The 25,046-nt window shown below is 31.2% G+C and carries 20 protein-coding genes and 1 tRNA gene; 7 read left to right on the top strand and 14 right to left on the bottom strand.

Annotated elements, in window-relative coordinates:
* Positions 1–2,567 (bottom strand): PKD domain-containing protein (locus tag CLV86_RS14070; RefSeq protein ID WP_121053294.1); only part of this gene is annotated, 2,567 nt, incomplete at its 3' end.
* Between the two features lie 11 nt (positions 2,568–2,578).
* Complete coding sequence (locus CLV86_RS14065) at positions 2,579–3,049, bottom strand: hypothetical protein (protein WP_121053292.1); 471 nt, start codon at positions 3,047–3,049, stop codon at positions 2,579–2,581.
* A gap of 261 nt (positions 3,050–3,310) precedes the next feature.
* On the opposite strand from CLV86_RS14065, the gene folE reads away from it, so the two are divergent.
* The 6 genes from folE to CLV86_RS14035 all read left to right on the top strand — a co-directional run bounded on the left by folE (position 3,311) and on the right by CLV86_RS14035 (position 8,418).
* Positions 3,311–3,988 (top strand): GTP cyclohydrolase I FolE, encoded by a 678-nt coding sequence (gene folE, locus CLV86_RS14060; protein ID WP_121053290.1) that lies wholly within the window; start codon positions 3,311–3,313, stop codon positions 3,986–3,988.
* A 55-nt stretch (positions 3,989–4,043) separates the two neighbouring features.
* Positions 4,044–5,525: a cysteine--tRNA ligase gene (cysS, locus tag CLV86_RS14055; protein WP_121053288.1), complete on the top strand. Its 1,482-nt coding sequence runs from the start codon at positions 4,044–4,046 to the stop codon at positions 5,523–5,525.
* A gap of 44 nt (positions 5,526–5,569) precedes the next feature.
* Positions 5,570–5,791, top strand: coding sequence for a membrane protein insertion efficiency factor YidD (gene yidD, locus CLV86_RS14050; RefSeq protein ID WP_076732214.1), 222 nt, complete (start codon positions 5,570–5,572; stop codon positions 5,789–5,791).
* A gap of 361 nt (positions 5,792–6,152) precedes the next feature.
* Complete coding sequence (gene lgt, locus CLV86_RS14045; RefSeq protein ID WP_121053286.1) at positions 6,153–7,088, top strand: prolipoprotein diacylglyceryl transferase; 936 nt, start codon at positions 6,153–6,155, stop codon at positions 7,086–7,088.
* Positions 7,088–7,585 (top strand): DUF192 domain-containing protein, encoded by a 498-nt coding sequence (locus CLV86_RS14040; RefSeq protein ID WP_121053283.1) that lies wholly within the window; start codon positions 7,088–7,090, stop codon positions 7,583–7,585. The genes lgt and CLV86_RS14040 overlap by 1 nt, the downstream gene beginning before the upstream one ends.
* Positions 7,585–8,418, top strand: a complete 834-nt coding sequence (locus CLV86_RS14035; RefSeq protein WP_121053281.1) for an alpha/beta hydrolase family protein — start codon at positions 7,585–7,587, stop codon at positions 8,416–8,418. The genes CLV86_RS14040 and CLV86_RS14035 overlap by 1 nt, the downstream gene beginning before the upstream one ends.
* Positions 8,419–8,583: 165 nt before the next feature.
* Here the strand turns inward: CLV86_RS14035 and secDF are convergent, their stop codons facing one another.
* The 11 genes from secDF to CLV86_RS13980 form a co-directional block, all read right to left on the bottom strand.
* Positions 8,584–11,613 (bottom strand): protein translocase subunit SecDF, encoded by a 3,030-nt coding sequence (secDF, locus tag CLV86_RS14030; RefSeq protein ID WP_121053279.1) that lies wholly within the window; start codon positions 11,611–11,613, stop codon positions 8,584–8,586.
* Positions 11,614–11,789: 176 nt separating this feature from the next.
* Positions 11,790–12,386, bottom strand: coding sequence for a hypothetical protein (locus tag CLV86_RS14025; RefSeq protein WP_121053277.1), 597 nt, complete (start codon positions 12,384–12,386; stop codon positions 11,790–11,792).
* 202 nt (positions 12,387–12,588) lie between these two features.
* Positions 12,589–12,663, bottom strand: a tRNA-Val gene (locus CLV86_RS14020).
* Positions 12,664–12,727: 64 nt separating this feature from the next.
* Positions 12,728–13,945 carry a bifunctional folylpolyglutamate synthase/dihydrofolate synthase gene (locus CLV86_RS14015; protein ID WP_121053275.1) on the bottom strand — a complete coding sequence of 406 codons (1,218 nt, stop codon included), beginning with the start codon at positions 13,943–13,945 and terminating at the stop codon, positions 12,728–12,730.
* Position 13,946: 1 nt separating this feature from the next.
* The gene (locus CLV86_RS14010) at positions 13,947–14,843 is read right to left on the bottom strand and encodes an energy transducer TonB (RefSeq protein ID WP_121053297.1); all 897 of its coding nucleotides are present in this window, start codon (positions 14,841–14,843) and stop codon (positions 13,947–13,949) included.
* A gap of 1 nt (position 14,844) precedes the next feature.
* The gene (gene tolA / locus CLV86_RS14005) at positions 14,845–16,002 is read right to left on the bottom strand and encodes a cell envelope integrity protein TolA (RefSeq protein WP_121053273.1); all 1,158 of its coding nucleotides are present in this window, start codon (positions 16,000–16,002) and stop codon (positions 14,845–14,847) included.
* Position 16,003: 1 nt separating this feature from the next.
* Positions 16,004–16,396 (bottom strand): ExbD/TolR family protein, encoded by a 393-nt coding sequence (locus CLV86_RS14000; RefSeq protein ID WP_121053271.1) that lies wholly within the window; start codon positions 16,394–16,396, stop codon positions 16,004–16,006.
* Positions 16,397–16,406: 10 nt separating this feature from the next.
* A complete protein-coding gene (locus CLV86_RS13995; RefSeq protein WP_211330602.1) occupies positions 16,407–17,108 on the bottom strand; it encodes a MotA/TolQ/ExbB proton channel family protein in 702 nt (233 codons plus the stop codon).
* A 72-nt stretch (positions 17,109–17,180) separates the two neighbouring features.
* The gene (nhaB, locus tag CLV86_RS13990; RefSeq protein ID WP_121053269.1) at positions 17,181–18,650 is read right to left on the bottom strand and encodes a sodium/proton antiporter NhaB; all 1,470 of its coding nucleotides are present in this window, start codon (positions 18,648–18,650) and stop codon (positions 17,181–17,183) included.
* A 29-nt stretch (positions 18,651–18,679) separates the two neighbouring features.
* Positions 18,680–19,906 (bottom strand): Glu/Leu/Phe/Val dehydrogenase dimerization domain-containing protein, encoded by a 1,227-nt coding sequence (locus tag CLV86_RS13985; RefSeq protein ID WP_076732204.1) that lies wholly within the window; start codon positions 19,904–19,906, stop codon positions 18,680–18,682.
* Between the two features lie 151 nt (positions 19,907–20,057).
* Complete coding sequence (locus CLV86_RS13980; RefSeq protein WP_121053267.1) at positions 20,058–21,116, bottom strand: anhydro-N-acetylmuramic acid kinase; 1,059 nt, start codon at positions 21,114–21,116, stop codon at positions 20,058–20,060.
* Between the two features lie 90 nt (positions 21,117–21,206).
* Between CLV86_RS13980 and CLV86_RS13975 the strand changes: the two genes are divergently transcribed.
* Entirely contained in the window at positions 21,207–22,349 is a 1,143-nt protein-coding gene (locus CLV86_RS13975; protein WP_076732202.1) for an acyl-CoA dehydrogenase, read from the top strand.
* 51 nt (positions 22,350–22,400) lie between these two features.
* Here the strand turns inward: CLV86_RS13975 and CLV86_RS13970 are convergent, their stop codons facing one another.
* Positions 22,401–24,839: a helix-turn-helix domain-containing protein gene (locus CLV86_RS13970; RefSeq protein WP_121053265.1), complete on the bottom strand. Its 2,439-nt coding sequence runs from the start codon at positions 24,837–24,839 to the stop codon at positions 22,401–22,403.
* Between the last annotated feature and the right edge of the window lie 207 nt (positions 24,840–25,046).

Raw genomic sequence — 25,046 nt, 5'->3', positions numbered from 1 at the left:
GCATCTAGTGTTACTTGCACTGTACCGCCACCGTTAATATTGTAGTCTACAACATTACCTGCGTCTCCGGTAATAGTGAAAATGGCGTCTTGGCCAGAGCAAACACTAGTGTTACTTGTTAAAGTAACCGTAGGATTAGCATTAACTACAACCGTAGTTGTATTAGTTAATGGCGCTGTACAGTTTGTTACTGGATCTTCAATAGACTCTAGTGTAATAACTTGATCTGTAGTTACTCCTGCTACAGTTATAACAGATTCTCCTGCTGCATCTAAAGTTGTTTGAATAGTTCCACCTCCATTTATATTATAATTTACTATATGGTTTGCTGTTCCTGTAATAGTAAAAACGGCATCATTTCCAGAACAAATATCTGTATTACTTGTTAAAGAAATTATTTCTGGACTTGGATTTACAATTAAATCAAATTCTCCTAAAGGATTTGTAGTTACATTAAAACAAGTTGCATCTCCATTTAATTGCACTCTAACAAAAATTGGTTCTGGATTTACAGTATTAGTGTATGGGCTAACTAAAGCATTAACACCTGCTGCTGCATCTGCAAGAGAGGTATAATAAGTAACTGTATAATCTGTAGCTGGCTGCGTTCCTAAAATAATTAAATTCTGCGATTCTAAATTAAAAGCTTCAAAACCGTCGTTAGATGGATCATCACAAAGTTCCATATCTAAAGCAGGATTAATAGTAGGTTGCGCTGTAACATTTAATGTAAATGTTGCTGTTTCAAAACAATCTGAAGTTAAATATTCTATTCTAACAAATATGTCTTGTGGCACACCAATTACTGCACTAGAAGAATATGCCGTAGCATTAGCAATTGCATTAGTTTCGTTATCTGCGTCGGCTTGTGTTTCGTAATATGTAATAATTTGTTCTGTAGGATTTGTAGCCGGTGCATTTATTATTGCATCATTTTCGGTTAAATCGAAAATATATGGTGGTGCTCCTGGATTACATAAAAATAAATTATTTGGTGCATCGGTTACAATTTCTGGTAAAACGTCTATACATACTTGTTCTGTATATTCACAACCAAAATCGTCTGTAGTTCTATAAGTATAGCAATATTGTCCTGCTGCAGGTGGCGCAACAGTAATTGTATTTCCTGTCGTGTTAGTAATTGTTGGATCTGCATCCCAACCTTCTATAACCGTTGTAGGCGTAAAAGATAATTCTGGTGGTTGTAAATTTGGATCGAATTCTATACTCCAACCAAAAACAGTTCCATCATCTACACCTAAATTATCAACTAATTGTAACGTCCAATCTCCGTTTAATGGACTACCTAAAAGAGTATTAAAACTTCCAGTTGGCAGATAAGTACCTGGAGCCCAAGAAGCGTTAGGAGGATTACTTCCTGCCGTAATAGTAGAACCATTATTTACAGTTACTGTTCCTGACGTTGAAAAGCAATAATCTGCTCCAACACCTGGCACTTGGTTATCTAAATTATTAGCACCACCAAAATAAGTACCTCCGCCTCCTTGGTCATATAATTGTGTTTGTTGACCTGTAGGACTAATGATAAAAATATCTAAATCTCCAGAGTAAGAATGTTCTAAGTTAATACAAACTGCAACAATTTGGCTTACATCTGTAAGTGTTTGAGCTGAGTCATAACAATCAACTGTTACTGTTGTTTCATATGTTGCACCAGATTGATCTGGTAAAACTGTTGTTCCACTAACTGGTGGTGTACAATCATTTATAAATTCGGTTGGTGTTACTACTCCATCTATAGTCGTACTTTCTCCATAACACAATACAGTATCGGCAGCTTCAGTTCCTGTAAAATCGGGTTCTGTACCTACTTGTATTACTTGATTAATTAAATTTGTATTGGTACAGCCCGTTCCTGGTGCTGGACTTGTATTAGTATCTGTTATATTTAAGTTTACAATATAAACACCAGGATTTGGATAAGAAAATGTTGCTGTTTGTCCTGTAACAGTATTCCCGTCTCCTAAATCCCACTCATAAGTAGCACCTGTACCATCAACAGAAAAATTTCCACTACCGTTTAAAGTTATATCCTCATCTGTACAAACTCTTATATAACCATCTGCATTTGGTGTTGGTGTTGCACTATCTAACTGAGAAACAATTGTTTGACAAGGTTCATAACAAGAAATTGTAGCTTCCCATCCGGTTGTAGTTGCTGTTCCATCTGAAGTAAACACAAAAGTTAAGCATCCTGAAGTATTTTCTTCTGTCGCTGATACAAATCCTGGATTATTTCCTGCACCACCACCACTAAATGTTCCGAATAGAGGAGCAGTTGTATCAGGTCCATTATAAATTAATAATGTATCAGAGTTTAACTGCGTACTGAAAGTAGAAAAATCAACTTGAATTAAATTTCCTGACACATCAGGACAAATAGTAAATGTAAAACTTTCGTCACTACTATAGTTTCCTCCTGCTCCACCAGAATCGTAAAAAGTTCCTGAACATTGTGTAACAGTAGCTGTTTGCATTAAAACATCTTGAGCAAATGCAACTGTTGAAATTAATAAAAATGTAATTAATATAGTAAACTTATTCATTGTTGTATTTTTTATTGATGTTGAGAAAGTATTACGATGAAAAGACTAGTATTATCTATTCTATAAATTCGTGAACCTCTACCAAAAAATTCTAAATTATATTTTAATACATTAAATGTATCTTTATTATATACTTTATCGAAAGTTAAATTTGAATTATAATTGTTAAATAATCCTGCTTCAGATAAAGTTTTATACTTATCTGTATTACCAATTAATTCTGGCATATCTTTAATAAGTATTCTATTTCGTAATAAATTTTTTAAGTCTTTTACCTTTTGAGGTCTACTTAACACATAAGCATCTACTTTATCTGCATATACTTCTTTAATAAAAGACAATTCTTTATTAGTTAAAGGACTTTTAACATTATCGTTGTATTTAACCAATTTAAGTGGCTGTCTGTTAGCAGATTGAGCATTTGCATTATGTACACCAATTGTAATAAATAATGCAAACACATAGAATAGTCTAAGTTTCATAAATATCTTGTTTTTTAAGGATGCTAAAAATAGCAAAAAATTATTAACTGATGGCTAATAATTATTCGTTCTAAAAATATAACAATTTAAAGATAAAAACTCCTACCGTGTTGCACTCATTTTATTATTACTTATCTTTGCAAGCTCTAAGATTTATAACAAATAATAACATTAAGTCTTTGTCAATATCATTACGCTAAAATTAAGGCCTTTTATAAAGCTTTATTTTAGCATTTTACATTATAGCTAGAATTTGAACACATGAAAATTGAGAATACTACAAACACAAACGACGATTTAGGAGAAAACCACGTTGGAACATCTTCAGACACACCTATGAAAGCTGATGCTTTTAAACTTTCCGACAACGAAAAAATAGATATTATACAAAGTGATGTACGCCATATCATGGAAACTTTAGGTTTGGATTTAACAGACGATAGCTTAAATGGCACACCAAAACGAGTTGCAAAAATGTTTGTAAATGAAATTTTTGGTGGCTTAAATCCAGATAAAAAACCTAGTGCATCTGTTTTTGACAATAAGTATAAATATGGCGAAATGTTAGTAGAAAAAAATATTACCGTATATTCTACTTGCGAGCACCACTTATTACCAATAGTAGGTAAAGCCCATATTGCTTATATTTCTAATGGCACTGTTGTAGGATTATCTAAAATGAATAGAATAGTAGATTATTTTGCAAAACGGCCACAAGTGCAAGAGCGTTTAACAATACAAATAGTTAAAGAACTTCAAAAAGTATTAAATACAGATGATGTTGCTTGCGTTATAGATGCCAAACATTTATGTGTAAATTCTAGAGGTATTCGTGATATTGAAAGTAGCACAGTAACTTCAGAATTTGGTGGCCAATTTAAAAACAAAGAAATTAAACGTGAGTTTTTAGATTATATTAGTTTGGAAACGAAATTTTAATACTTTTTTGCTTCTACTAAAAACATAATAAAGTTTCATTCTAACTATAATAGTAATGCAGTTATACAAAAATCAACAAATAAAGGTCTATAATTCTTTAACAGGAAAAAAAGAAACTTTCCAACCTATTACGGAAGGTTACGTTGGTATGTATGTATGCGGTCCTACTGTATACAGCAATGTACATTTAGGAAATGTAAGAACATTTATGTCTTTCGACATGGTTTTTCGTTATTTAAAACATCTTGGATATAAAATTCGTTATGTTAGAAATATTACAGATGCAGGACATTTAGAAAACGATGCTGATGTTGGTGAAGATAAAATTACCAAAAAAGCGCGTTTAGAAGAAATTGAGCCTATGGAAATTGTACAGCGCTATACTGTAGATTTTCATAACGTAATTAACACCTTTAACTTACTACCGCCAAGTATCGAGCCTACTGCAACCGGACATATTATTGAGCAAATTGAATTAATTAGCACAATTATAGATAATGGTTTTGCTTACGAAGTTAATGGCTCTGTATATTTTGATGTACATAAATATAATGAAACTAACGATTACGGTATTTTAAGTAAGCGTAAACTTGAAGATTTAATACACAATACACGTGCGCTCGATGGGCAAAGCGATAAAAAAAATCCTCAAGATTTTGCATTATGGAAAAAAGCCGAACCTACGCACATTATGCGTTGGCCATCGCCTTGGAGCGATGGTTTCCCAGGTTGGCATTTAGAATGTACAGCCATGAGTACAAAATATTTAGGAGAACAGTTTGATATTCATGGTGGTGGAATGGATTTAAAATTTCCACATCACGAATGTGAAATTGCACAAAATCAAGCTGCAAAAGGAAAATCGCCAGTTAACTACTGGATGCATGCAAATATGCTAGAGCTTAATGGTGCTCGTATGAGTAAATCTACAGGAAATTATATAAATCCTGCCGAATTATTATCTGGTAAAAACGATATTATGTCTAAAGCTTACAACCCAAATGTTGTTCGCTTTTTCATGATGCAATCTGCTTACCGAAGCGTTTTAGATTTAACAGATAATGGACTTTTAGCCAGCGAAAAAGGTTTTAATCGTTTAATGAATGCGGTTGACGATTTAGAAAAGCTAAAAACTTCTAACACCTCATCTTTTAATGTTAAAACCTGGAAGCAAAAGTGTTACGATGCCATGAATGACGATTTTAACACGCCTATTTTAATCGCTAATTTATTTGAAGCTGTTAACCACATTAATGCCATAAAAGAAGGAAGTGCGACTATTAGTAAAGAAGATTTAGAAATCTTTAAAAGTGCTATACATACTTTTGTTTTTGATTTATTAGGATTAAATAATGCTAAAGACACAGCTGAAGGTACCGATAAACTTTCTGGAGCTGTACAGTTACTAATAAAATTAAGACAAGAAGCTAGAGCTAATAAAGACTTTGCCTTGTCTGATAAAATTCGTGATGAATTAGCAGAAGTTGGCATTACATTAAACGACAGTAGAGATGGCACAACATTTTCTACAAATTAGAAAACAAATGTAACTTTAATTATATTTTACACTATGCAATAGTTATGAAAAAACTACTAATTGCACCTTTTCTATTTATAATAAAAATCTACCAGACTTTTATTTCGCCATTTACTCCAGCTACGTGTAGATATCAACCAACTTGTTCGCACTACACAAAAGAAGCTTTAATAAAGCATGGATTTTTAAAAGGTATGAAATTAAGTGTAAAGCGAATTTTGAGTTGTCATCCTTGGGGAGGTAAAGGTTATGATCCTGTTCCTTAAAAAAGGATGACAACTCGCCTACGCGCCAGCTCGCCCAATCGCTTAAAATGTACACTGTACATTTTTTTTTCGCTCTGTCGTCTTGGGGAGGTAAAGGTTATGATCCTGTTCCATAAAAAAAGATGACAACTCGCCTACGCGCCAGCTCGCCCAATCGCTTAAAATGTACACTGTACATTTTTTTTTCGCTCTGTCGCCTTGGGGAGGTAAAGGTTATGATCCTGTTCCATAAAAAAAGATGACAACTCGCCTACGCGCCAATATTTAGTTTTAAATAAAAATTGTTATTCTGTTAATGATTTGTAATATCCTCGTATAAATTCATCATAAATACTATATTTACAGTCATAAAAAAAAACATATGTATTTATTAGAATTTAATTGGAATCCAATAACAGGAATCGATATTATTGGGAATTTCAAAATTCATTTTTATAGTCTTATGTGGGTAACCGCTTTTGTTATTGGTTGGCACATAACAAAACGCATATTTAAGAGAGAACATGTAAAAATAGAATATTTAGATCCTCTTTTTATTTATACAGTTCTAGCAACAATGCTTGGCGCACGTTTAGGCCATGTAATATTTTACCAACCAGAATTATTTTCGCAAGATTTTTTTAGCGTCTTTTTACCATTTCGTTTTAATCCTAAATTTGAATTTTCAGGATTCTCAGGTTTAGCAAGCCATGGTGCTGCTATAGGTATTATTGTTGCTATGTTTTTGTATAGAAGAAAATATAAATACAAATCTTTAATGTGGATTTTAGACCGCATTGTAATACCAGTAGCTTCTGGAGCAGTATTTATTAGAATTGGAAATTTTATTAACTCTGAAATTGTTGGTAAATTATCTGGAGATTTTCCTTTAGGAGTTCGTTTTATTCAAGAAGAATATTCTAAACACGACATTGTAAAACTTACAGGCATACAAGATTATAAAGCAGCTTATGCAGCAGTTACCAATAATCCTAAATTTGCAAGCTTATTAGAGGCTGTACCTTACAGGCATCCGGCACAAATGTACGAGTCGTTTTGCTATATTTTTGTGTTTTTAATTCTTTTATACTTCTATTTAAAAACAAATAAAGGCGATAAACCAGGATTTTTATTTGGCTTATTTTTAGTTTTACTATGGACGGTTCGTTTCTTTGTAGAATTTGTAAAAATCGCACAAGTAGATGGTCGTGATGATTATATTTGGTTTATGAATACGGGACAAGTATTAAGTATTCCGTTTATTTTAATTGGATTATATTTTATGTTTGTTTACAAACAAAAATCTACATATCACTAATGAAAATTTTAAAAACAGTATTACTATTAGCTTGTTTTAGCTTAACAATAATAGCTTGTAAAAACGAGCCAAAAACAATAGCACAACCAGAAGTCCCTTTTACTAAAGAAGGTGAGCTTACTTTATACAAAGGTACTACAGATACAATTATTGCTAAACTAGATATAGAAATTGCAGAAACACCTTTTGAGATAGAAACTGGTTTAATGTACCGAGAATCTATGAAAAAGAACCAAGGTATGCTGTTTGTATTTAATGAAATTAGAGAGCGTAATTTTTACATGAAAAACACACGTTTTCCTTTAGATCTTATTTTTTTAGACCACAATAAAAGAATTGTTAGTTTTCAAGAAAATGCGCAACCGCTTGATGAGGCTTCTTTACCATCGAAAGCGTTAGCGCAATTTGTATTAGAAATTAATGCTGGTTTAGCCGAAGAATGGTTACTTGAGGTTGGAGATAAAATGGATTACTTTGTCTATAAAATTGTGGAGTAATGCAGCATAAGGTTATAGAAATAGAACAAGAAAATAAACATTCTATTTTTGTAACTCAATTTATTCCAGAAACTTCAAACCAAAAAAGCATTGTAATATCATCTGCAACTGGAGTTGTACAAACTTACTATTCTAAATTTGCATTGCATTTTTGTTCTTTAGGTTTTACTGTATATACTTTCGATTATTCTGGTATAGGTTTATCTTACTCGAAACACATAAAAAATAATACTTCTAATTTACTGGATTGGGCTAAAAACCAAGCCGCAGTTTTAGAGTTTGCAAAAAATACAAACCCAAAATATAAGCTTACGCTTATAACGCATAGCATTGGCGGACAACTAACAGCTTTTAATAAAAATATAGCACTTGCAGATGCTATTATTACTGTAGCGTCGCAATCTGGGTATTGGAATTTATTTCCTGGTTTACAAAAATTAAAAATGTTATTTTTTTGGAATGTTTTAATTCCTACTACTACTCCATTTTTTGGTTATTTTCCTGCTAAAAAACTAGATCTTTTTGAGAATATTCCTAAATATGCTGTATACCAATGGAAACGTTGGGGAAATAGAAAAGATTATTTTTTAAGCGAACCTAATAAAGACAATTTTTATATAGACTTAGTTACTTGCCCAATGCTTGTTTTAAGTTTTCCAAAGGATAATTTTGCACCAAAACAAACTGTAGATTGGTTAGCTTCTATTTTTAGAAATGCTAAAATAGATAGAAAACACTTGGTTTCTAATGCGGGACATTTTGGTTTTTTTAGAACTCGTTTTGCAAATACGCTTTGGATTATGACAGAACAGTGGATTGAGAACAACACTTAGTCTTATGCGTTAAGGATAGAACGGCATGTTTGAGCTCCTTGCAAAGAGCGAGTAGTGATAGCCTGACCTTGCTTTTTTTTGCAAGGTAACGTTCAAAAAAATTTAATAAAAAAAGCCTTTCGGTTTAAAACTGAAAGGCTTTTATATTTAATTAAAAATTGAAGTTTAAGCTTTTGCTTCGTCTTCTAATTCTTCTTCTTTTGATTTGTTTTTTAATGCTTCTGTAGCATCTCCTCTTTTTACAGAATCGTACATAATTGGTGTTGCAATAAATAAAGATGAATATGTACCTACAATTACACCTACTATTAATGCAAACATAAATCCTCTAATAGATTCTCCACCAAAAATAAAGATGGCTAATAATACTACTAAGGTTGTTAAAGAGGTATTTAATGTTCTACTTAATGTACTGCTTAACGACTTATCGATAACTGTGTCAAAAGACCAGCCTGTATGCTCGTTAAAGAATTCTCTAATTCTATCGAATACTACAACGGTATCATTTAAAGAGTAACCAATTACTGTTAAAATTGCGGCTATAAATGCTTGGTCAATTTCTAAAGAGAATGGCATAAACTTATATGTAATAGAGAATACTCCTAATACAATTAATACATCGTGGAATACTGCTGCTACTGCACCAAGTGAGAATTGCCATCTTTTAAAACGTATTAAAATATAAAGGAAAACAACAATTAAAGATCCTAATACTGCCCAGAAAGATTCTTGTTTAATATCATCTGCAATGGTTGGACTTACTTTATACTTTTTCATTATACCTGCAGTTTTTCCTTCTTCATTAGAGATGAAATCTGCATAGCTCATACCGTTTAAATGTGGTTGTAATGCATTGTATAATGTTTGTCTAATTTCGTTGTCTGCTTCTTCGGATGCTTCGTCTATTCTATACTTTGTTGTAATTTTTAACTGGTTATCGTCTCCAAATGTTTTTGCATCTGCACTACCAAATACTTCTGGGTCTGATAATGTTGCACTTATTTCTGAAGAGCTTACTGGTTGATCGAAACGTACTTGATATGTTCTACCTCCAGCAAAATCTACACCTTGATCTAATCCATTTGTAAATAATGATGCTAAACTTCCTACGATTAATATTCCTGAAATAATGTAGGCCATTTTACGCTTCTTTAAGAATGCGATGTTTATGTTTCTAAATAAGTTTTTAGTGATACCTGTAGAGAAATCTAACTTACCACCTTTATTAACATACCAGTCTACTAATAATCTAGTAATAAATATTGCCGTAAATAATGAAGTAGCAATACCTACTAATAAAGTTGTTGCAAAACCTTTAATTGGTCCTGTACCAAATAAGAATAAAATTAAAGCTGTTAAACCTGTAGTAATGTTAGCATCTAAAATAGAAGACAATGCATTACTAAAACCGTCTTGAACTGAAGATTTAATATCTTTACCTTTTCCTAATTCTTCTCGAATACGCTCGAAAATAAGTACGTTGGCATCTACCGACATACCAATTGTTAATACAATACCGGCAATTCCAGGTAATGTTAATACGGCTCCTAATCCTGATAAAATACCGAAGATTAATAAAATGTTTAATGCCATTGCAATGTCTGCAAATAAACCTGCTTTACCGTAATAAAACATCATCCATAGTAATACTAATGCTAATGCAATTACAAACGACATTGTACCACTATCTATAGCTTCTTGTCCTAATGTTGGTCCAACTTCGTCACTTTGAATAATTGTTGCTCTTGCTGGTAATTTACCTGCACGTAATACGTTAGATAAATCGATTGCTTCGTTAATTGTAAAGTCTCCAGAAATTTCTGAACGACCTCCAGCAATTTTACCTCTACTAATTCCTGGTGCAGAGTACACAATATTATCTAATACAATAGCAATATTACTACCTTCTTTATAAGCACGCTCTGTCATTTCTTCCCAAGTCTTAGAACCTGCGGCATCCATTTGCATGTTTACTACTACTCTATTGGCTTGGTCGTAACCTTCTCTTGCATCATCAATACTTCCATGTAATGGAGGCTCGTTATCTCTATTTCCTTCTAAAACGTGTAAAGTTGTTACTTCACTATCTTTTTTAGGTTTTTCGAATACAAATTTTACATTTTTTGCAGCTGCTGGACGTAATGCAATAGCTTCTTTAGAGTTTAAAATTTCCTCTACTTTTTTCTGGTCTGATAATTTTACTAAACCAACTCCAGAATAATATCCTGTAGTACCTACTGCTACTAAGTCGTAAAATGGATTAACAGCTACAGTTGTTTCGTCTTCCTCACCAGTTAAATCTCCAATAATATCATCGGCAGAATCTTCACCTTCTTCTTGAGTAGCATTCTCTGCATCTGTATCTGCACTTGCTGTTTCTTGTTTTGCTTTTAAAGCATTGTTTAGGTCGTTAAAATATTGACCTAAGTCTTGAGCTTTATATCCAAACCAAAATTCTAATTCTGCAGTTCCTGTAATTAAAGCTTTAGCACGCTCTACATCTTTAACTCCTGGTAATTCTACTAAAATACGTCCAGAAGACCCTAAACGTTGAATGTTAGGAGATGCAACACCAAATTGGTCGATACGTGTACGTAAAACCTGTAAAGCAGAAGCAATAGACTCGTCTACTTTTTTAGATAATGCCGATTTTACATCTGCATCGCTCATACCAATTTTTATAGTTCCAGCTTCCACTAAAGAACGTGTTCCAAAAATATCTGGTGATGCTAATTGCTTATCTCCTTTAATAGCATCGAAAGCTGTGAAGAAAGATTCAATATAATCATCTTGAGAGTTTTTTTGTAATTCATCAGCATCATCTAAAGCCTTATTAAATACTGGGTCTTTAGAGTCGTTTGCTAATCCTTTTAAAATATCTCTAACAGATACTTGTAAAATAGCTTCTAAACCTCCTTTAAGGTCAAGACCAAGTTTCATGGCATTGTCCTTAACTTTAGCATAATCTTCTCCTAAGAAAACACTTTCGTTAGAAGACGAAAGAGAATCTAAATAATTTACTTCAAACGCTTTACGTTTTTCTTTATAGTCTGCATCACTTTCACTAAATTTTGATGCTGCTAATTCTTCTGCATTTTTCTCGATTGCATTATTTTTAAACGAGAAAGACAGCTGGTAAATACTTACCAATCCAAATAAAACTGCAAACAGTTTTACTAATCCTTTATTTTGCATTCTTTTAATATTTGCGTCAGGTTTTTATATTCTGACAGTTGTTAGTAATCTTTTTTAAAATGAAATAATAGCTTTCAATATATTTTGAAAACTATATTTTTTTAAACACCACATAAATATTAAATATTTATGTGTTTTAAAATTTGATGTTTAGGAAGTGTTATAAAATATTCCTTTTAAGAAATTGGTCCAGCTCGACCTTCAGGAATTTTATGAGGTATATTGTTTATTGCAATTGCAATAGTATTATTTTGTTTATATGCTACTTGAACTTCAATATTTCTTAAAATTGGAGTAAACTCTACAGCATAAAGCAATACATTTGGGTTTGAAAACCTATCGTAATCTTGTTTTAGCTGGAATAATGATTTTCCTGAAGATCCAAAACCGGTATCACTTGTTTTTGAGATTTCGAAAACATCTAAATTATAATGATGTTCTAACGGAAATTCTGAATTATCATCTTTATTTGAAGCATAGTCGAATGCTATGTCTGCAGAAAGTAAATCTTTTACAATAGCGGCAGTAGTATCACTATAATAAGATATAACTAACCTGCCTTTAGTTTCTTTACGAACTTGAAATTTAGAAACACCAATAGCCTTTAATTGCTCCTTTACATTAGCAAGAGTTAATTCTACTTCATTGGAAGTAACTGTAGTATTAGAGAACTGTAATACAATCTCTTGATTTGGTACTACCAGATTTTCCTGATTTGCACCAAACAAAGTGAGTATTAGTATTAAAGCTCCAAAATACCATTTCGCATTCATGCGCCAAATATAAAAAATAAAGCCTGTATAACTACAGTGTTTATATAAATATTATACAGGTTAAAAACCGTTAACCTATAATTTTGTAATTTATTCTTTTATGCTAACTAAAAACTCTTAATACATTATAAAAATAAGTAGTACTAGAATTTATATAAAATAAAAAATCCTAATGAAAATTCATTAGGATTTTTTGATGTTGTGGGCGCGAAGGGATTCGAACCCCTGACCCCTTGGGTGTAAACCAAGTGCTCTGAACCAACTGAGCTACGCGCCCTTATTATTCGGTGTGCAAATATACACGAGATTTTGAATACACAAAAGTTTTTTTAAAAAAATTTTCAAATAATTTCAGAAACTACAAAAGTACTTCCTCCAACGTATACTACATCTTTATCTTTAGCTTTATCTATTGCTGTTTTATATGCTTCATTTACAGAATTATATGATTTACAAGTTAAGTTTTTATTTTTAAAACATGCTTCTAATTTTTTTTCGCTTAATCCTCTTGGAATATTTGGTTTGCATAAATAATAATTTGCATTTTTTGGTAAAAGATCTATAATTGTGTTTAAATCTTTATCATTTACAACTCCAAAAACAATATGTAAGTTATCAAAAATTTCATTTTGGAGTTGACTCATTACTATTTTTAGTCCTTCTCTATTATGTGCTGTATCGCAAATTACTTTTGGTGACTTTTGTACTATTTGCCATCTTCCAAGGAGGCCTGTGTTTTTAACAACATTTAAAAGTCCTTTTTCTATGTTTTCTTTTGAGACATTAAATCCTTTTAATTGAATTTCTTTTATAGCTTGAGTGACTGTTTTTATGTTTTTATCTTGATACTTACCTTTTAAATCGCTTTTATAAGCATGAGTTTTACTTTGATCTGCAAATATAATTTTGGCTTTATTATTTTGAGCGACTTCTTGAAATACTGCTTCTGTTTCTTTTTGAGTTTCTCCAATTACTACAGGAATATTTGATTTGATAATACCTGCCTTTTCTTTAGCAATTTCTTGTAAAGTATTGCCTAAAAACTGTGTATGATCTAAACCTATATTTGTAATTATGGAAACTTCTGGTGTTATTATATTTGTAGAATCTAAACGGCCACCTAATCCAACTTCGATTATTGCAATATCAACTTTTTGTTTTGCAAAATATTCGAAAGCCAACCCAACAGTCATTTCAAAAAAAGATAGTGCATTTAATTGAAAAAAAGACTTATTACGTTTTACAAATTGAATTACAAATTGTTTACTTATTTCTTTTCCATTGATTTTAATTCGCTCTCTATAATCTTTTAAATGTGGTGACGTATATAAACCAACTTTATAACCCGCCTCTTGAAGAACAGAAGCTAACATATGACTTGTTGAACCTTTTCCGTTAGTTCCAGCTACATGAATACTTTTAAATTTATTCTCAGGGTTTTCTAAGTGATTAGCTAAAAGAAGAGTATTTGCTATATCTACTTTATAAGCACTTTTGCCTTGGTTTTGATACATTGGAAGTTGAGAGAACATCCAATTTACTGTATCGTGATAATTCATTTTATTGTCCTAATTTGAAATCTATACTTACAAAGCCTATTTGTCTAGTAGGTGCTTTAGAATCTGCAGGCCATTTACCTGATTCTGCTATTTTTTTTGCAGCTTCATATAAACAAGGTGCTGAATTTTCTGTTCCTTTTTCTCCTGGTTCTGCTTTTACAACTCTTCCGCTTCTATCTACTTCGACTCTAACTATAACTAATCCTTCTTCATTACAGTTTTGAACAATTTTTACAAATTTACCTTGCCCTCTACCTCCAAGACCTGAACCGACTCCGCCATTTCCTTTCCCTCCGCCAAAATAACTTGGTGCGTATGGATTACCATCTAATTGTCCTTTATCTCCTGCTTGATTATCATTCCCTTCGCTTCCACTTGATTTTCCATCTGAATTATTAATTCCGCCCATTAATGCATCGATTTCTGCTTTTTTCTTAGCTTCTTCAGCTTTCTTTTTTGCTTCGGCATCTGCTTTTGCTTTTGCCTTTTTAGCAGCTTCTTCCTTAGCTTTAGCTTCTGCTTGTGCTTTAGCCTTTGCTACCTCTTTTGCCTTTTTTATTGCTATAGCTTCTTGAGAGTCTTGTGTTAACAGATTTTCTTTAACTTCTTCTGAAGCAGATTCTTTGGTGTCTTCGTTTTTTTCTTCGGATATATTAGGTTCTGATTGTGTTTCGTTAGGCTGCTTATTAATATTTACATCTTCGGATTTTACAGGTTTATCTGGTTGAACATTTCCACTACCAACCGCTGAATTACCAAAGTTTACAGCAACACCATATTCTTCTGGTGGATCTTGATAACTTTGACCAACTACAAAACATAACAAAATTAAAATAACGACTATTAATGTTGTTATTTTAGCTGAGTTTTGTTCGTGTTTTGTTTGTAAATATTTCATTTTATTTTGCATTTACGCTAAGTGGTAAATTAAATGATACTGATACCGGTCTACCTTGTTGCATTCCTGGTTTCATTTTTGGCAATAACTTTGTTACGCGTTTAGCTTCATCTTCTAATTTAGAGTGTGGACCTTTTGCTCTAATTCCTACAATATTTCCAGATTCATTTATTGTGAAACGAATATATATTTCTTGTTTACCCTCTAAACCTAAATCTGATATTAATATTCTATTAAAATTCTTAGCTATAAATTGGTTTATTTTATCGTTCATGCATTTTTTTCTGGTAGCATTATTACCTGATTCGCATCCTGGATAAATTGGTGAATTTTCAATTAACTTAAATGATACGGTTTCGTTACCACCACTTTTACTTGCTGCGGCTTTAGCTGCTGCGGCTGCTTTTGCATCGGCTGCTGCTTTTGCGGCTCTTCTATCTGCTTCTGCTTTTGCAGCTTTTGCTTCTGCGTCTGCTTTAGCCTTTGCAGCTTTTGCTTCTGCGTCTGCTTTAGCTTTTGCAGCTTTAGCTTTTGCTGCTTTTGCTTTTGCTGCTTTTGCTTCTGCTATTTTTTTGGCTTCGGCTTCTTTTGCTAATTTTTCTGCTTTAGCTTTTGCTTCTGCTGCTTTTTTATCTGCGGCTTCTTTTGCTGCTTTTTCCTTTGCTTCTTTAGCTAATTTTTCATTTTTTATTCTTAAAGCTTCAGCTTCTTGTTGTGCTAAAAGTTTTTCTGCCTCGGCTGCTTTTTCTGCTTCAGCAGCTTTTGCCGCTTCTTCGGCTGCTGCGGCTTCTTCGGCTGCTATTCTCTCAGCTTCTTGTTGTGCTTCTTCTTCTAATTTTTGTTTTTCAGCTTCGGCTTCGGCTTCTTCATTTATTTCCTCTTCCTCGATGGTTTCTTCTTCTAAAACCTCCTCGGTAACTTCTTCTTCAAGCGTTTCTTCTTCTAAAACCTCGTCTGCTTCTGGTGCTTTTTCTGATGCATTTGATGGTATATTCTCATTTAGTAAATTTGCATCTCCAAAATTTATTGCCACACCATATTCTTCTGGCAATTCTTGATATTCTTGGCCTACAACAAAGCATAATAACAGAACAATCACAACTATTAAAGTTGTGATTTTAGCAGAATTTTGTTCGTGTTTTGTTTGTAGGTATTTCAAGCTATTGTGCTTTTACTGCTAAGGTTGATTTGATTTTGTTTCTATTTGCAATATCCATAATATATACAACGTGTTTCATTTCTACATCTTGATCTGAACGTATAGTAATTGTCGGCGATTCTACATCTCCTAGTTTAGATATTAGCTCTGATTCTAATGTTTCTTTAGACACTTGTTGCATATCTATATAATAGTTTGTGTTTTTATCTACACTTACAGATATGCTTTTTGTTTGTGTTGTTTTACTTGTTGATTTTGGTAGTAACAAATCTATGGCTTCGGCTGAAACAAGCGTTGAAGCAATCATAAAAAAGATAAGTAAAAGGAATACAATATCCGTCATAGAAGACATATTGAATTCTGGTGTTACTTTATTTCTTCCGCGTAAATTCATAAATTAAAGATTAAATAGGTTCGTTTAAAAGGTCTAAGAATTCTAATGAATTTGCTTCCATTTTATAAACCACTTTATCTGTTTTTACTACTAAATGATTATAGGCTATGTATGCTACAATACCAACAATTAATCCTCCTACGGTTGTTGTCATGGCTGTATATAAACCATCTGCTAATGTTTTAATATCTATTGAACCTCCTGAGTTTGCAATTTCGAATATTGAAAGAATCATTCCAATAACTGTTCCAAGAAACCCAATCATTGGTGCTGCACCAGAAATTGTTGCTAAAACACTTACATTTTTTTCAAGGCTATAAATTTCTAATCTACCAGCGTTTTCTATTGCTTTATTAATATCGTCTAATGGTTTACCTATTCTAGAAACACCTTTACTTATTAATCTTGAGACTGGTGAGTTTGCTTGTAAACAAAGGTTTTGAGCAGAATCCATTTTACCATCGCTTACATAGTCTTTAATTTGATTCATAAAATTAGCGTCTACTTTTGAAGCTTCTTTTATGGCTAAAAGTCTTTCAAAATAAATGTAAATAGCAGCTACAAAAAGTACAAATAATATTGCTATTATAATTATTCCTGCTGTTCCTCCTGTTGTAATTAACTCTATTATTGACAGTGTTTTTTCTGTAGTTTCACCATCGGTTAATCCTTCGGTATTTTGAACTGTTTCTTGTAATATTGTATTTAACATATTCTTGATTTAGATAACTGTATAACGTGTTTTTTTATAATTTAATATATCTTTTTTAGAAGTTTTTTAAAACTATAGCATGTAAATAACTCCTAATAATCCCATAATACCTAAAACAATTGTATATGGAAATGCCATTTTAGCCATTTTCCCATAAGATAAATTGATTAATGGTGCTATTGATGATGTTAGTAAAAATAAAAATGCTGCTTGACCATTAGGTGTTGCCACACTAGGTAAGTTTGTACCTGTATTAATTGCTACTGCTAAATGTTCAAATTGTAATCTTGTTATATCTCCTGCTAAAAATGCATTTTGAACTTCTCCAATATATACCGTTGCTACAAATACATTATCACTAATCATAGATAATAATCCGTTTGCTGCATAAAAAATAGCTGGTTGTTGTGCTGGATCTTTAGAAAGTGCCCATTCTATAATTGGTTGAAATAAATGTTGATCGTGGATCATGGCTACTATTACAAAAAATACTACTAGTAATCCTGTAAATGGTAATGCTTCTTCGAATGCTTTACCTAAAGAATGCTCATCTGTAATACCCATAAATGCAGTTTGAACAATAATTAATGCTAAACCAATAAATCCTACTGGTGCAATATGTAATGCTAAACCTGCTATTAATAATAACGCAGAAACTCCTTGAACTATTAAGCCGTATTTTTGAGCTGGTGTTCTTTTTTTATCTTCTTCTTCTGTATAATTTTCAATTATTCTACGAGCTACTTCTGGTAGTTTTTCTCCGTAACCAAATATTTTAGTTTTCTCTAAAATTATAGTGGTTATAGTACCTGCAAATAATACTGGTATTGTTATAGGTGCCATTTTTAAGAAAAACTGAACAAAATCCCATCCTAAACGTTCTCCAATTAATAAGTTTTGTGGTTCTCCTACTAAAGTACAAACGCCTCCTAAAGCTGTACCTACAACACCATGCATTATTAAACTTCTTAAAAAACTTTTAAATTGTTCGAATGTTTCGCCACTTAATTCTTTTCTATCTAAAATATTATCATCATCATAATCTGCATTAGCACTAGAGTGTATTTTATGATATACGCCATAAAAACCTACTGTTACACTAATTAATACAGCTGTTACTGTTAATGCATCTAAGAAAGCAGAAAGTACTGCTGCTAAAACTACAAATAAAACGGAAAGTGTTAATTTGGATTTAATTTTTGTAAAAACTTTACTAAATATGTACATTAATAAAGGTTTCATAAAATAAATACCTGCAACCATAAATACTAAAAGTAATATAACTTCTAGGTTAGCATCTACCTCATGATAAGCATTTTCTGGAGTTGTAAGCCCTAAGGCTAAAGCTTCTATTGCAAGTAATCCTCCTGATTGTAATGGATAGCATTTTAGAGCCATTGCTAAACAGAAAATAAATTCACCAATAAATAACCATGCACATACTGTAGGATTTATATAGAATAAAGGTATATTAATGATTAAAAAAGCAATCATTGTGAATTTGAACCATTTAGGACTGTTTCCTAAAAATTGATTTATCATAATTTTAAAGTATTAAGTTTTAAATTGAATTAAACTAATTGAGTTAATGCAATCTCGAAAGCTGTTTTACTAATTTCGGTTTTGCTTGGGTTTTTATCATAAGTGTTTTGCAATGCTTTTTTAATAATTTCTGAAGTATCGTTAAAAATAGCTTCATCTGTCATTTGTACTTTACGCTCCATAAAGTAAGCAAAAACTCTTGCCATACCACAGTTTGAAATAAAGTCTGGAATTAAACTTACTTTCTCATCTGTGTGTTCCATAATACTACCAAAGAAAATTTCTTTATCTGCAAATGGTACATTTGCACCACAAGAAATGACTTCTAATCCTGTATTTATTAATTGATTTATTTGATCTTGTGTAATTAATCTTGAAGCCGCACAAGGTGCAAAAATTTCTGTTTGAAGTGACCATACACGTTCGTTCATTTCTTCGAACGGAATCATATTGTCTGCCAGTAAAGTGTTACCATTTTTATTTAAAAAGAAGTTAGTAATTTCATCGAAAGAGAAACCTTCTTCATTTATTACACCACCAGAAATATCTATAATTCCAACTACCTTGGCTCCCATTTGTGCTAAATAATATGCAGCAGCAGAACCTACATTACCAAAACCTTGAACAACGGCACGTTTTCCAACAACGCTTCCTCCATAAATTTCGTAATAATGTTTAACTGCTTCGGCAACTCCATAACCTGTAATCATATCTGCAACAGTATATTTTCTAGCTACATCTGGAGAAAAACCTGGGTTTTCTATTACTTTAATAACACCTTGACGTAATTGTCCTATTCTATTAATTTTATCTGCTTCGGTTGGCTTAAAGTGCCCGTTAAAAACACCTTCTTGTGGATGCCAAACACCAGATTCTTCTGTAATTGGGATTACTTCATGTATTTCGTCTACATTTAAATCGCCACCAGTACCATAATAACTTTTAAGTAATGGAGATACAGCTTTGTACCAACGCTCTAAAACACCTTTTTTTCTAGGATCGTTAGGATCGAAATTTATACCAGATTTTGCACCACCAATTGCTGGTCCAGAAACGGTAAACTTCACTTCCATGGTTTTAGCTAAAGATAAAACCTCGTTCATATCTAGGCCTTTGCGCATTCTTGTTCCTCCTCCTGCAGCTCCTCCTCTAAGAGAGTTTATTACTGTCCAGCCTTCGGCTTCGGTTTCGGCATCTTTCCAATTAAAGATTATTTCTGGTTCTTTATTTTCGTATTTTTTTAGTAATTCTTTCATTTTAGTCTATTGAAACGTTATCAAGTTATATTAATTTTTAGTCTGAAAATATAATTGAAACGTAGCTAAAGTTGATTCATTTAAATACTGTTTTGATTAGTTTAACAAATATAAAAAACTAAAGGTGCATAAAGTAAAAATTTAATTTTTTTTATGATTGAAATATTACACCTGAAGAATGATTAACTTTAGCTCCTGTTACACTAGCTAAACAGTTGTTTTCGTTTCTAAGTTTAAGTACTCCTAAAAAACCAAAAATTAATGCTTCTTTATATTCTACAATTTGTTTTTCAGGAATTTGAATTGAATTATTACATAAACTCTCTATTCGAGACATTAAAAAAGAATTAAAAACTCCTCCTCCTGTAACTAAAACCGATGTGTTTTTTACTAAAACTTTACTTATTTGAATTGCTATGTGTTCTACAAATGTTCTTAATACATCTTCTATTGATAAATTATAAGCATCTATAAGCGGAAAAACATTACTATTTACCCATTCTAAACCCAAAGATTTAGGATAATCATCTTTATAAAATTGAAGATTATTTAATTTATTTAATAAGTCATGGTTTATTATGCCTTTTTTGGAAATATTTCCTTTATCATCATAAGCTAAACCTAATTTTGAAACATATTTATTAAGTACAATATTTACTGGACAAATATCGAAAGCTATTCTTTTTCCATCAATTTCTGAAGATAGATTTGCAAAACCTCCTAGGTTAACACAATATTCATATTTTGAAAATAATAATTGATCTCCTATTGGAACTAAAGGAGCTCCTTGTCCACCTAAAGCAACATCTTGAACTCTAAAATTGCAGACTACAGTTTTATTTATTTTTTTTTCTAAAATTGGTAAATTACCTATTTGATAGGTTACACCTTCTTCTGGTTTATGTAAAGCAGTATGCCCATGAGAACAAATTGCATCAATATTTTCTATATTATTATTTAATATAAAGTTTTGAATAACCTTAGCTAGATATATAGAATACTCATTATCTACTTCCATTAAATCTTCTTTAGAAGAATTAACTAATAGTTTCAGTTTTTTATACCACTCCTGTGTATAATTAATAGTTTCTGTTTTAAGTATATTAAAGCTCCAATTTTTATTAAAATTGAAATTAATAAGAGCCAAATCTATACCGTCTAAAGATGTTCCAGACATGACTCCAATAACTCTGTAGCTGTTTTTTATCATATTAAGTAAAAATAGAAATATCTGTTGAAAAAAAGCTAATAAAAAGTTATATTTGCACACTTATTTTATCAAATTAACAATACTATAAATATGGATTTTAGCTTAACCGAAGAACATATAATGATTCGCGATGCTGCTCGTGACTTTGCTCAAACCGAATTACTACCTGGCGTTATAGAACGTGACAACAAACAAGAATTCCCACAAGAATTAGTGAAAAAAATGGGAGATTTAGGTTTTATGGGAATTATGGTAGATCCAAAATACGGCGGAAGTGGTATGGATGCGACGTCTTATGTTCTTATTATGGAAGAACTTTCTAAGATTGATGCTTCTGCTTCTGTAATTGTTTCTGTAAATAACTCTCTTGTTTGCTATGGATTAGAGGCTTATGGGAATGAAGAACAGAAACAAAAATATTTAACCAAGTTAGCTACTGGAGAATTTGTTGGCGCATTTTGCTTAAGTGAACCTGAAGCAGGAAGTGATGCAACTTCTCAAAAAACAACTGCAGAAGATAAGGGTGATCATTATTTAATTAACGGAACAAAAAACTGGATTACCAGTGGAGGAAGAGCAGATGTTTATTTAGTAATTGCACAAACAGATAAAGAAAAAGGTCATAAAGGTATTAATGCTTTTATAGTTGAAAGAGGCACTCCTGGATTTGATGTTGGGCCAAAAGAAGATAAATTAGGTATTAGAGGTAGCGATACACATACTTTACAATTTAACGACGTAAAAGTACCTAAAGAAAATAGAATTGGTGAAGATGGATTTGGCTTTAAATTTGCTATGAAAACTTTATCTGGTGGACGTATTGGTATTGCTTCTCAAGCTTTAGGTATAGCGCAAGGTGCTTATGAATTAGCTTTAAAATATTCTAAAGAACGTAAAGCATTTGGAACAGAAATTTGTAATCACCAAGCAATTGCTTTTAAATTAGCAGATATGCATACAGAAATTGAAGCTGCACGTATGTTGGTAATGAAATCTGCTTGGGACAAAGATCAAGGTAATAATTACGATATGTCTAGCGCCATGGCTAAATTATATGCTTCTAAAGTTGCAATGGAACAAACTGTTGAGGCCGTACAAATTCATGGAGGTAATGGTTTTGTAAAAGAATATCATGTAGAACGTTTAATGCGTGATGCAAAAATCACTCAAATTTATGAGGGAACTTCTGAAATTCAAAAAATAGTTATTTCAAGAGGTGTAATTAAGTCTTAATTTTAAAGAATTATACTAAAAAAAGCTTCGGAAATAATTTTCGGAGCTTTTTTATTTTTTAGATAACTCATCTAAAACCAAACGCAGTTCGCCATAAGTATATTTATTATCTATTTGATGTTTTAAATCTGAGAGATTTTCAAATTTTTGTTTTGGTATAATTTTTATTAATTCGTTATAATGTTTTTCACTAATTAAGTCTAAAATTTTTATCTCACCTGTACTTATAAAACTAGCTAAATGTCCAGTAATTGTATTTATATTCAAATCTCTTTCCATAGCAATTTGCTCAATAGATTTTCCTGATTTAAATAATTTTAGTGAAATTGATTTAGTACTTCCTACTTTCTTTTTAGGCTTAGGTGTGGTAAATATTTCATTGTTAGGAGAGGTTTCAATATCGTTTTCATCACAATAATCACGTATAACTCTAATTATCTCGGTTCCATATTTATCAACTCTTGTTTTTCCAAAACCATTTATTTTCAATAATTCTGCTTTATTTGTTGGCAAAGTTTCGCACATCTCATATAAAGATTTTTGTGTAAAAATCTGGTAATGAATTAAATCGTTTTCATTAGCTATTGAGTTTCTTAACTCTCGGAGTAATTCAAATAATTCAACATTTGTTGTTCCATCTATAACAGTTTTTCTTGCTTTTTTTGGAGCATCTTTAGCTAAAAACACAGATTTAGCTCTTAGCTCTAAATATAATTTTACATTAAAGCCATTTGCTAAACCTTTAAAATATAATTGCTTTATTACTAGTAATTCTTCAAAAACATCTAAGTTTTTTACTAATTCTTTTTCCAAAGCTTTATTATCTGTTGAAAAACTAAAAGTTTTAAATGGGTCAACTATATTATTATCAAGTTGACTATAATAATAATCTAATGCTTTTTTAAACCTATTTTGTATTTCTATATTTGATTCTGGAATCAATTTAACTTTAGACAAATCTAAAAGTTGAGCTTTAAAAGCATTTGCTACTTTTAATAAATTTGTTATACAGTCTTTAATTAAAATTAGAGGTGATTCAATATTGCCTTGAATACTACCTCTATTTTTGTAAAAAATATCTAAAACACGATTTAGAGGATATAAAAAATTATAAAAATCAAAAATTTCAGAAATTAAATTAAGTTGGAATTCTACTTTCGATTCTAGTAATATATTATCATTTGGTTGATTATTTTCTGCATATCTATTAAATGAAGTTACATTACTATCACTAATTATCTGATTTGAATAAATTTTACTTTTTAAAACTAAACCTTCCAAACTCTTACAACGACTTAAAGCAACATAAGTTTGCCCATGTGCAAATGCTCCTTCTGCATCAATTATAGCTTTCTCAAAAGTTAAACCTTGGCTTTTATGTATAGTTATTGACCAAGCCAACCGTAGAGGCATTTGTGTATAAGAGCCTATTTTACTTTCTTTTATAGCTTTTGTATCTTTATCAACGGTATAATTTATATTATCCCATACTTCTGGAGTTGTAACAATATTAAAATCATCATCAGGACATTTTACGATAACTTCATCTTTATCTAATAAAATTACTTTTCCAATTTTACCATTAAAATAACGTTTTTCTACAGAACTATCATTTTTTATAAACATTACTTGAGAACCAACTTTTAATTTTAATTCTTCTTTATTTGGATATAAAAAATTTGGGAATTTTCCTTCCACACGTGCATTATACGTAACAATCTTTCCTTCTAAATTATTTAATTCTGAAATATTTATATTTTCAGCTTTACTATTATGAGTTGTTAAAGAAATATAACCATCTTCATCATTTGGTTGAAAATTTGGTTTATATCTTTTATTTAGTTCATTAGCCGAAACTTCAGTTAAACTATTTGTTCGTATTTGATTTAAAATATCTATAAACTTAGGATTATCTTGTCTATATATATGATTTAACTCAACAATTATAGCATTACATTCTTTATACGCCAAACTACTAAAAAAAAATGCATTACTATAAAAAGGTTTTAATATATACCACTCATCCTCTTTAACAACAGGTGACAATTGCTGTAAATCACCAATCATTAATAATTGTACTCCACCAAAAACTTTATTTTTCTTTCTAAAACGTCTTAGTGTTTTATCTATTCCATCAAGTAAATCCGCCCTCACCATACTAATTTCATCAATCACTAACAAATCCATGGATTTGATAATGTTAATTTTAGTTTTTGAGAATTTCCTATTAAAACCATCAGAATTTATTAAATTTTTATTTGGCAATATAGGTCCAAAAGGCATTTGAAAAAAAGAATGTATGGTAACACCTTTTGCATTAATTGCAGCAACACCTGTTGGAGCGACAACTACCATTCTTTTTAATGATTCCTTTTTTAATTTATGTAAAAATGTAGTTTTTCCTGTTCCTGCTTTACCTGTTAAAAAAACATTCCTTTCTGTTCTATTAACAAAATCCCAAGCTAAATCAAGTTCCCTATTTGTGGACATTTATTAGTGTTTAATTATAATACTTGAAGATAATTAAAATGTTTTTTTTTATAATGTATTAATTATAAAAATAATACCTTACATAATTCAAAAAACTTTAAACAAAAAAAAGTCCTAAACAAATAAATGTTTAGGACTTTCTAAAAAAGGCGACGACCTACTCTCCCACAAATGTAGTACCATCGGCGCAAATAGGCTTAACTTCTC

It is taken from the genome of Lacinutrix venerupis (assembly GCF_003663945.1).
In the GTDB taxonomy this organism is placed as follows: Bacteria; Bacteroidota; Bacteroidia; order Flavobacteriales; family Flavobacteriaceae; genus Lacinutrix; species Lacinutrix venerupis.
This window is presented reverse-complemented; position numbering and strand designations above follow the sequence as displayed.

What these genes read in the sequence shown, in the direction of transcription:
- CLV86_RS14015 (WP_121053275.1), bottom strand. Translation starts at nt 13,945, where the DNA reads ATGAATTATCACGATACAGTAAATTGGATGTTCTCTCAACTTCCAATG.
- cysS (WP_121053288.1), top strand. Translation starts at nt 4,044, where the DNA reads ATGCAGTTATACAAAAATCAACAAATAAAGGTCTATAATTCTTTAACA.
- lgt (WP_121053286.1), top strand. Translation starts at nt 6,153, where the DNA reads ATGTATTTATTAGAATTTAATTGGAATCCAATAACAGGAATCGATATT.
- CLV86_RS13970 (WP_121053265.1), bottom strand. Translation starts at nt 24,839, where the DNA reads ATGTCCACAAATAGGGAACTTGATTTAGCTTGGGATTTTGTTAATAGA.
- CLV86_RS13985 (WP_076732204.1), bottom strand. Translation starts at nt 19,906, where the DNA reads ATGAAAGAATTACTAAAAAAATACGAAAATAAAGAACCAGAAATAATC.
- CLV86_RS13975 (WP_076732202.1), top strand. Translation starts at nt 21,207, where the DNA reads ATGGATTTTAGCTTAACCGAAGAACATATAATGATTCGCGATGCTGCT.
- yidD (WP_076732214.1), top strand. Translation starts at nt 5,570, where the DNA reads ATGAAAAAACTACTAATTGCACCTTTTCTATTTATAATAAAAATCTAC.
- CLV86_RS14025 (WP_121053277.1), bottom strand. Translation starts at nt 12,386, where the DNA reads ATGAATGCGAAATGGTATTTTGGAGCTTTAATACTAATACTCACTTTG.
- CLV86_RS14035 (WP_121053281.1), top strand. Translation starts at nt 7,585, where the DNA reads ATGCAGCATAAGGTTATAGAAATAGAACAAGAAAATAAACATTCTATT.
- nhaB (WP_121053269.1), bottom strand. Translation starts at nt 18,650, where the DNA reads ATGATAAATCAATTTTTAGGAAACAGTCCTAAATGGTTCAAATTCACA.
- CLV86_RS13995 (WP_211330602.1), bottom strand. Translation starts at nt 17,108, where the DNA reads ATGTTAAATACAATATTACAAGAAACAGTTCAAAATACCGAAGGATTA.
- CLV86_RS14010 (WP_121053297.1), bottom strand. Translation starts at nt 14,843, where the DNA reads ATGAAATATTTACAAACAAAACACGAACAAAACTCAGCTAAAATAACA.
- CLV86_RS13980 (WP_121053267.1), bottom strand. Translation starts at nt 21,116, where the DNA reads ATGATAAAAAACAGCTACAGAGTTATTGGAGTCATGTCTGGAACATCT.
- CLV86_RS14000 (WP_121053271.1), bottom strand. Translation starts at nt 16,396, where the DNA reads ATGAATTTACGCGGAAGAAATAAAGTAACACCAGAATTCAATATGTCT.
- CLV86_RS14040 (WP_121053283.1), top strand. Translation starts at nt 7,088, where the DNA reads ATGAAAATTTTAAAAACAGTATTACTATTAGCTTGTTTTAGCTTAACA.
- folE (WP_121053290.1), top strand. Translation starts at nt 3,311, where the DNA reads ATGAAAATTGAGAATACTACAAACACAAACGACGATTTAGGAGAAAAC.
- secDF (WP_121053279.1), bottom strand. Translation starts at nt 11,613, where the DNA reads ATGCAAAATAAAGGATTAGTAAAACTGTTTGCAGTTTTATTTGGATTG.
- CLV86_RS14065 (WP_121053292.1), bottom strand. Translation starts at nt 3,049, where the DNA reads ATGAAACTTAGACTATTCTATGTGTTTGCATTATTTATTACAATTGGT.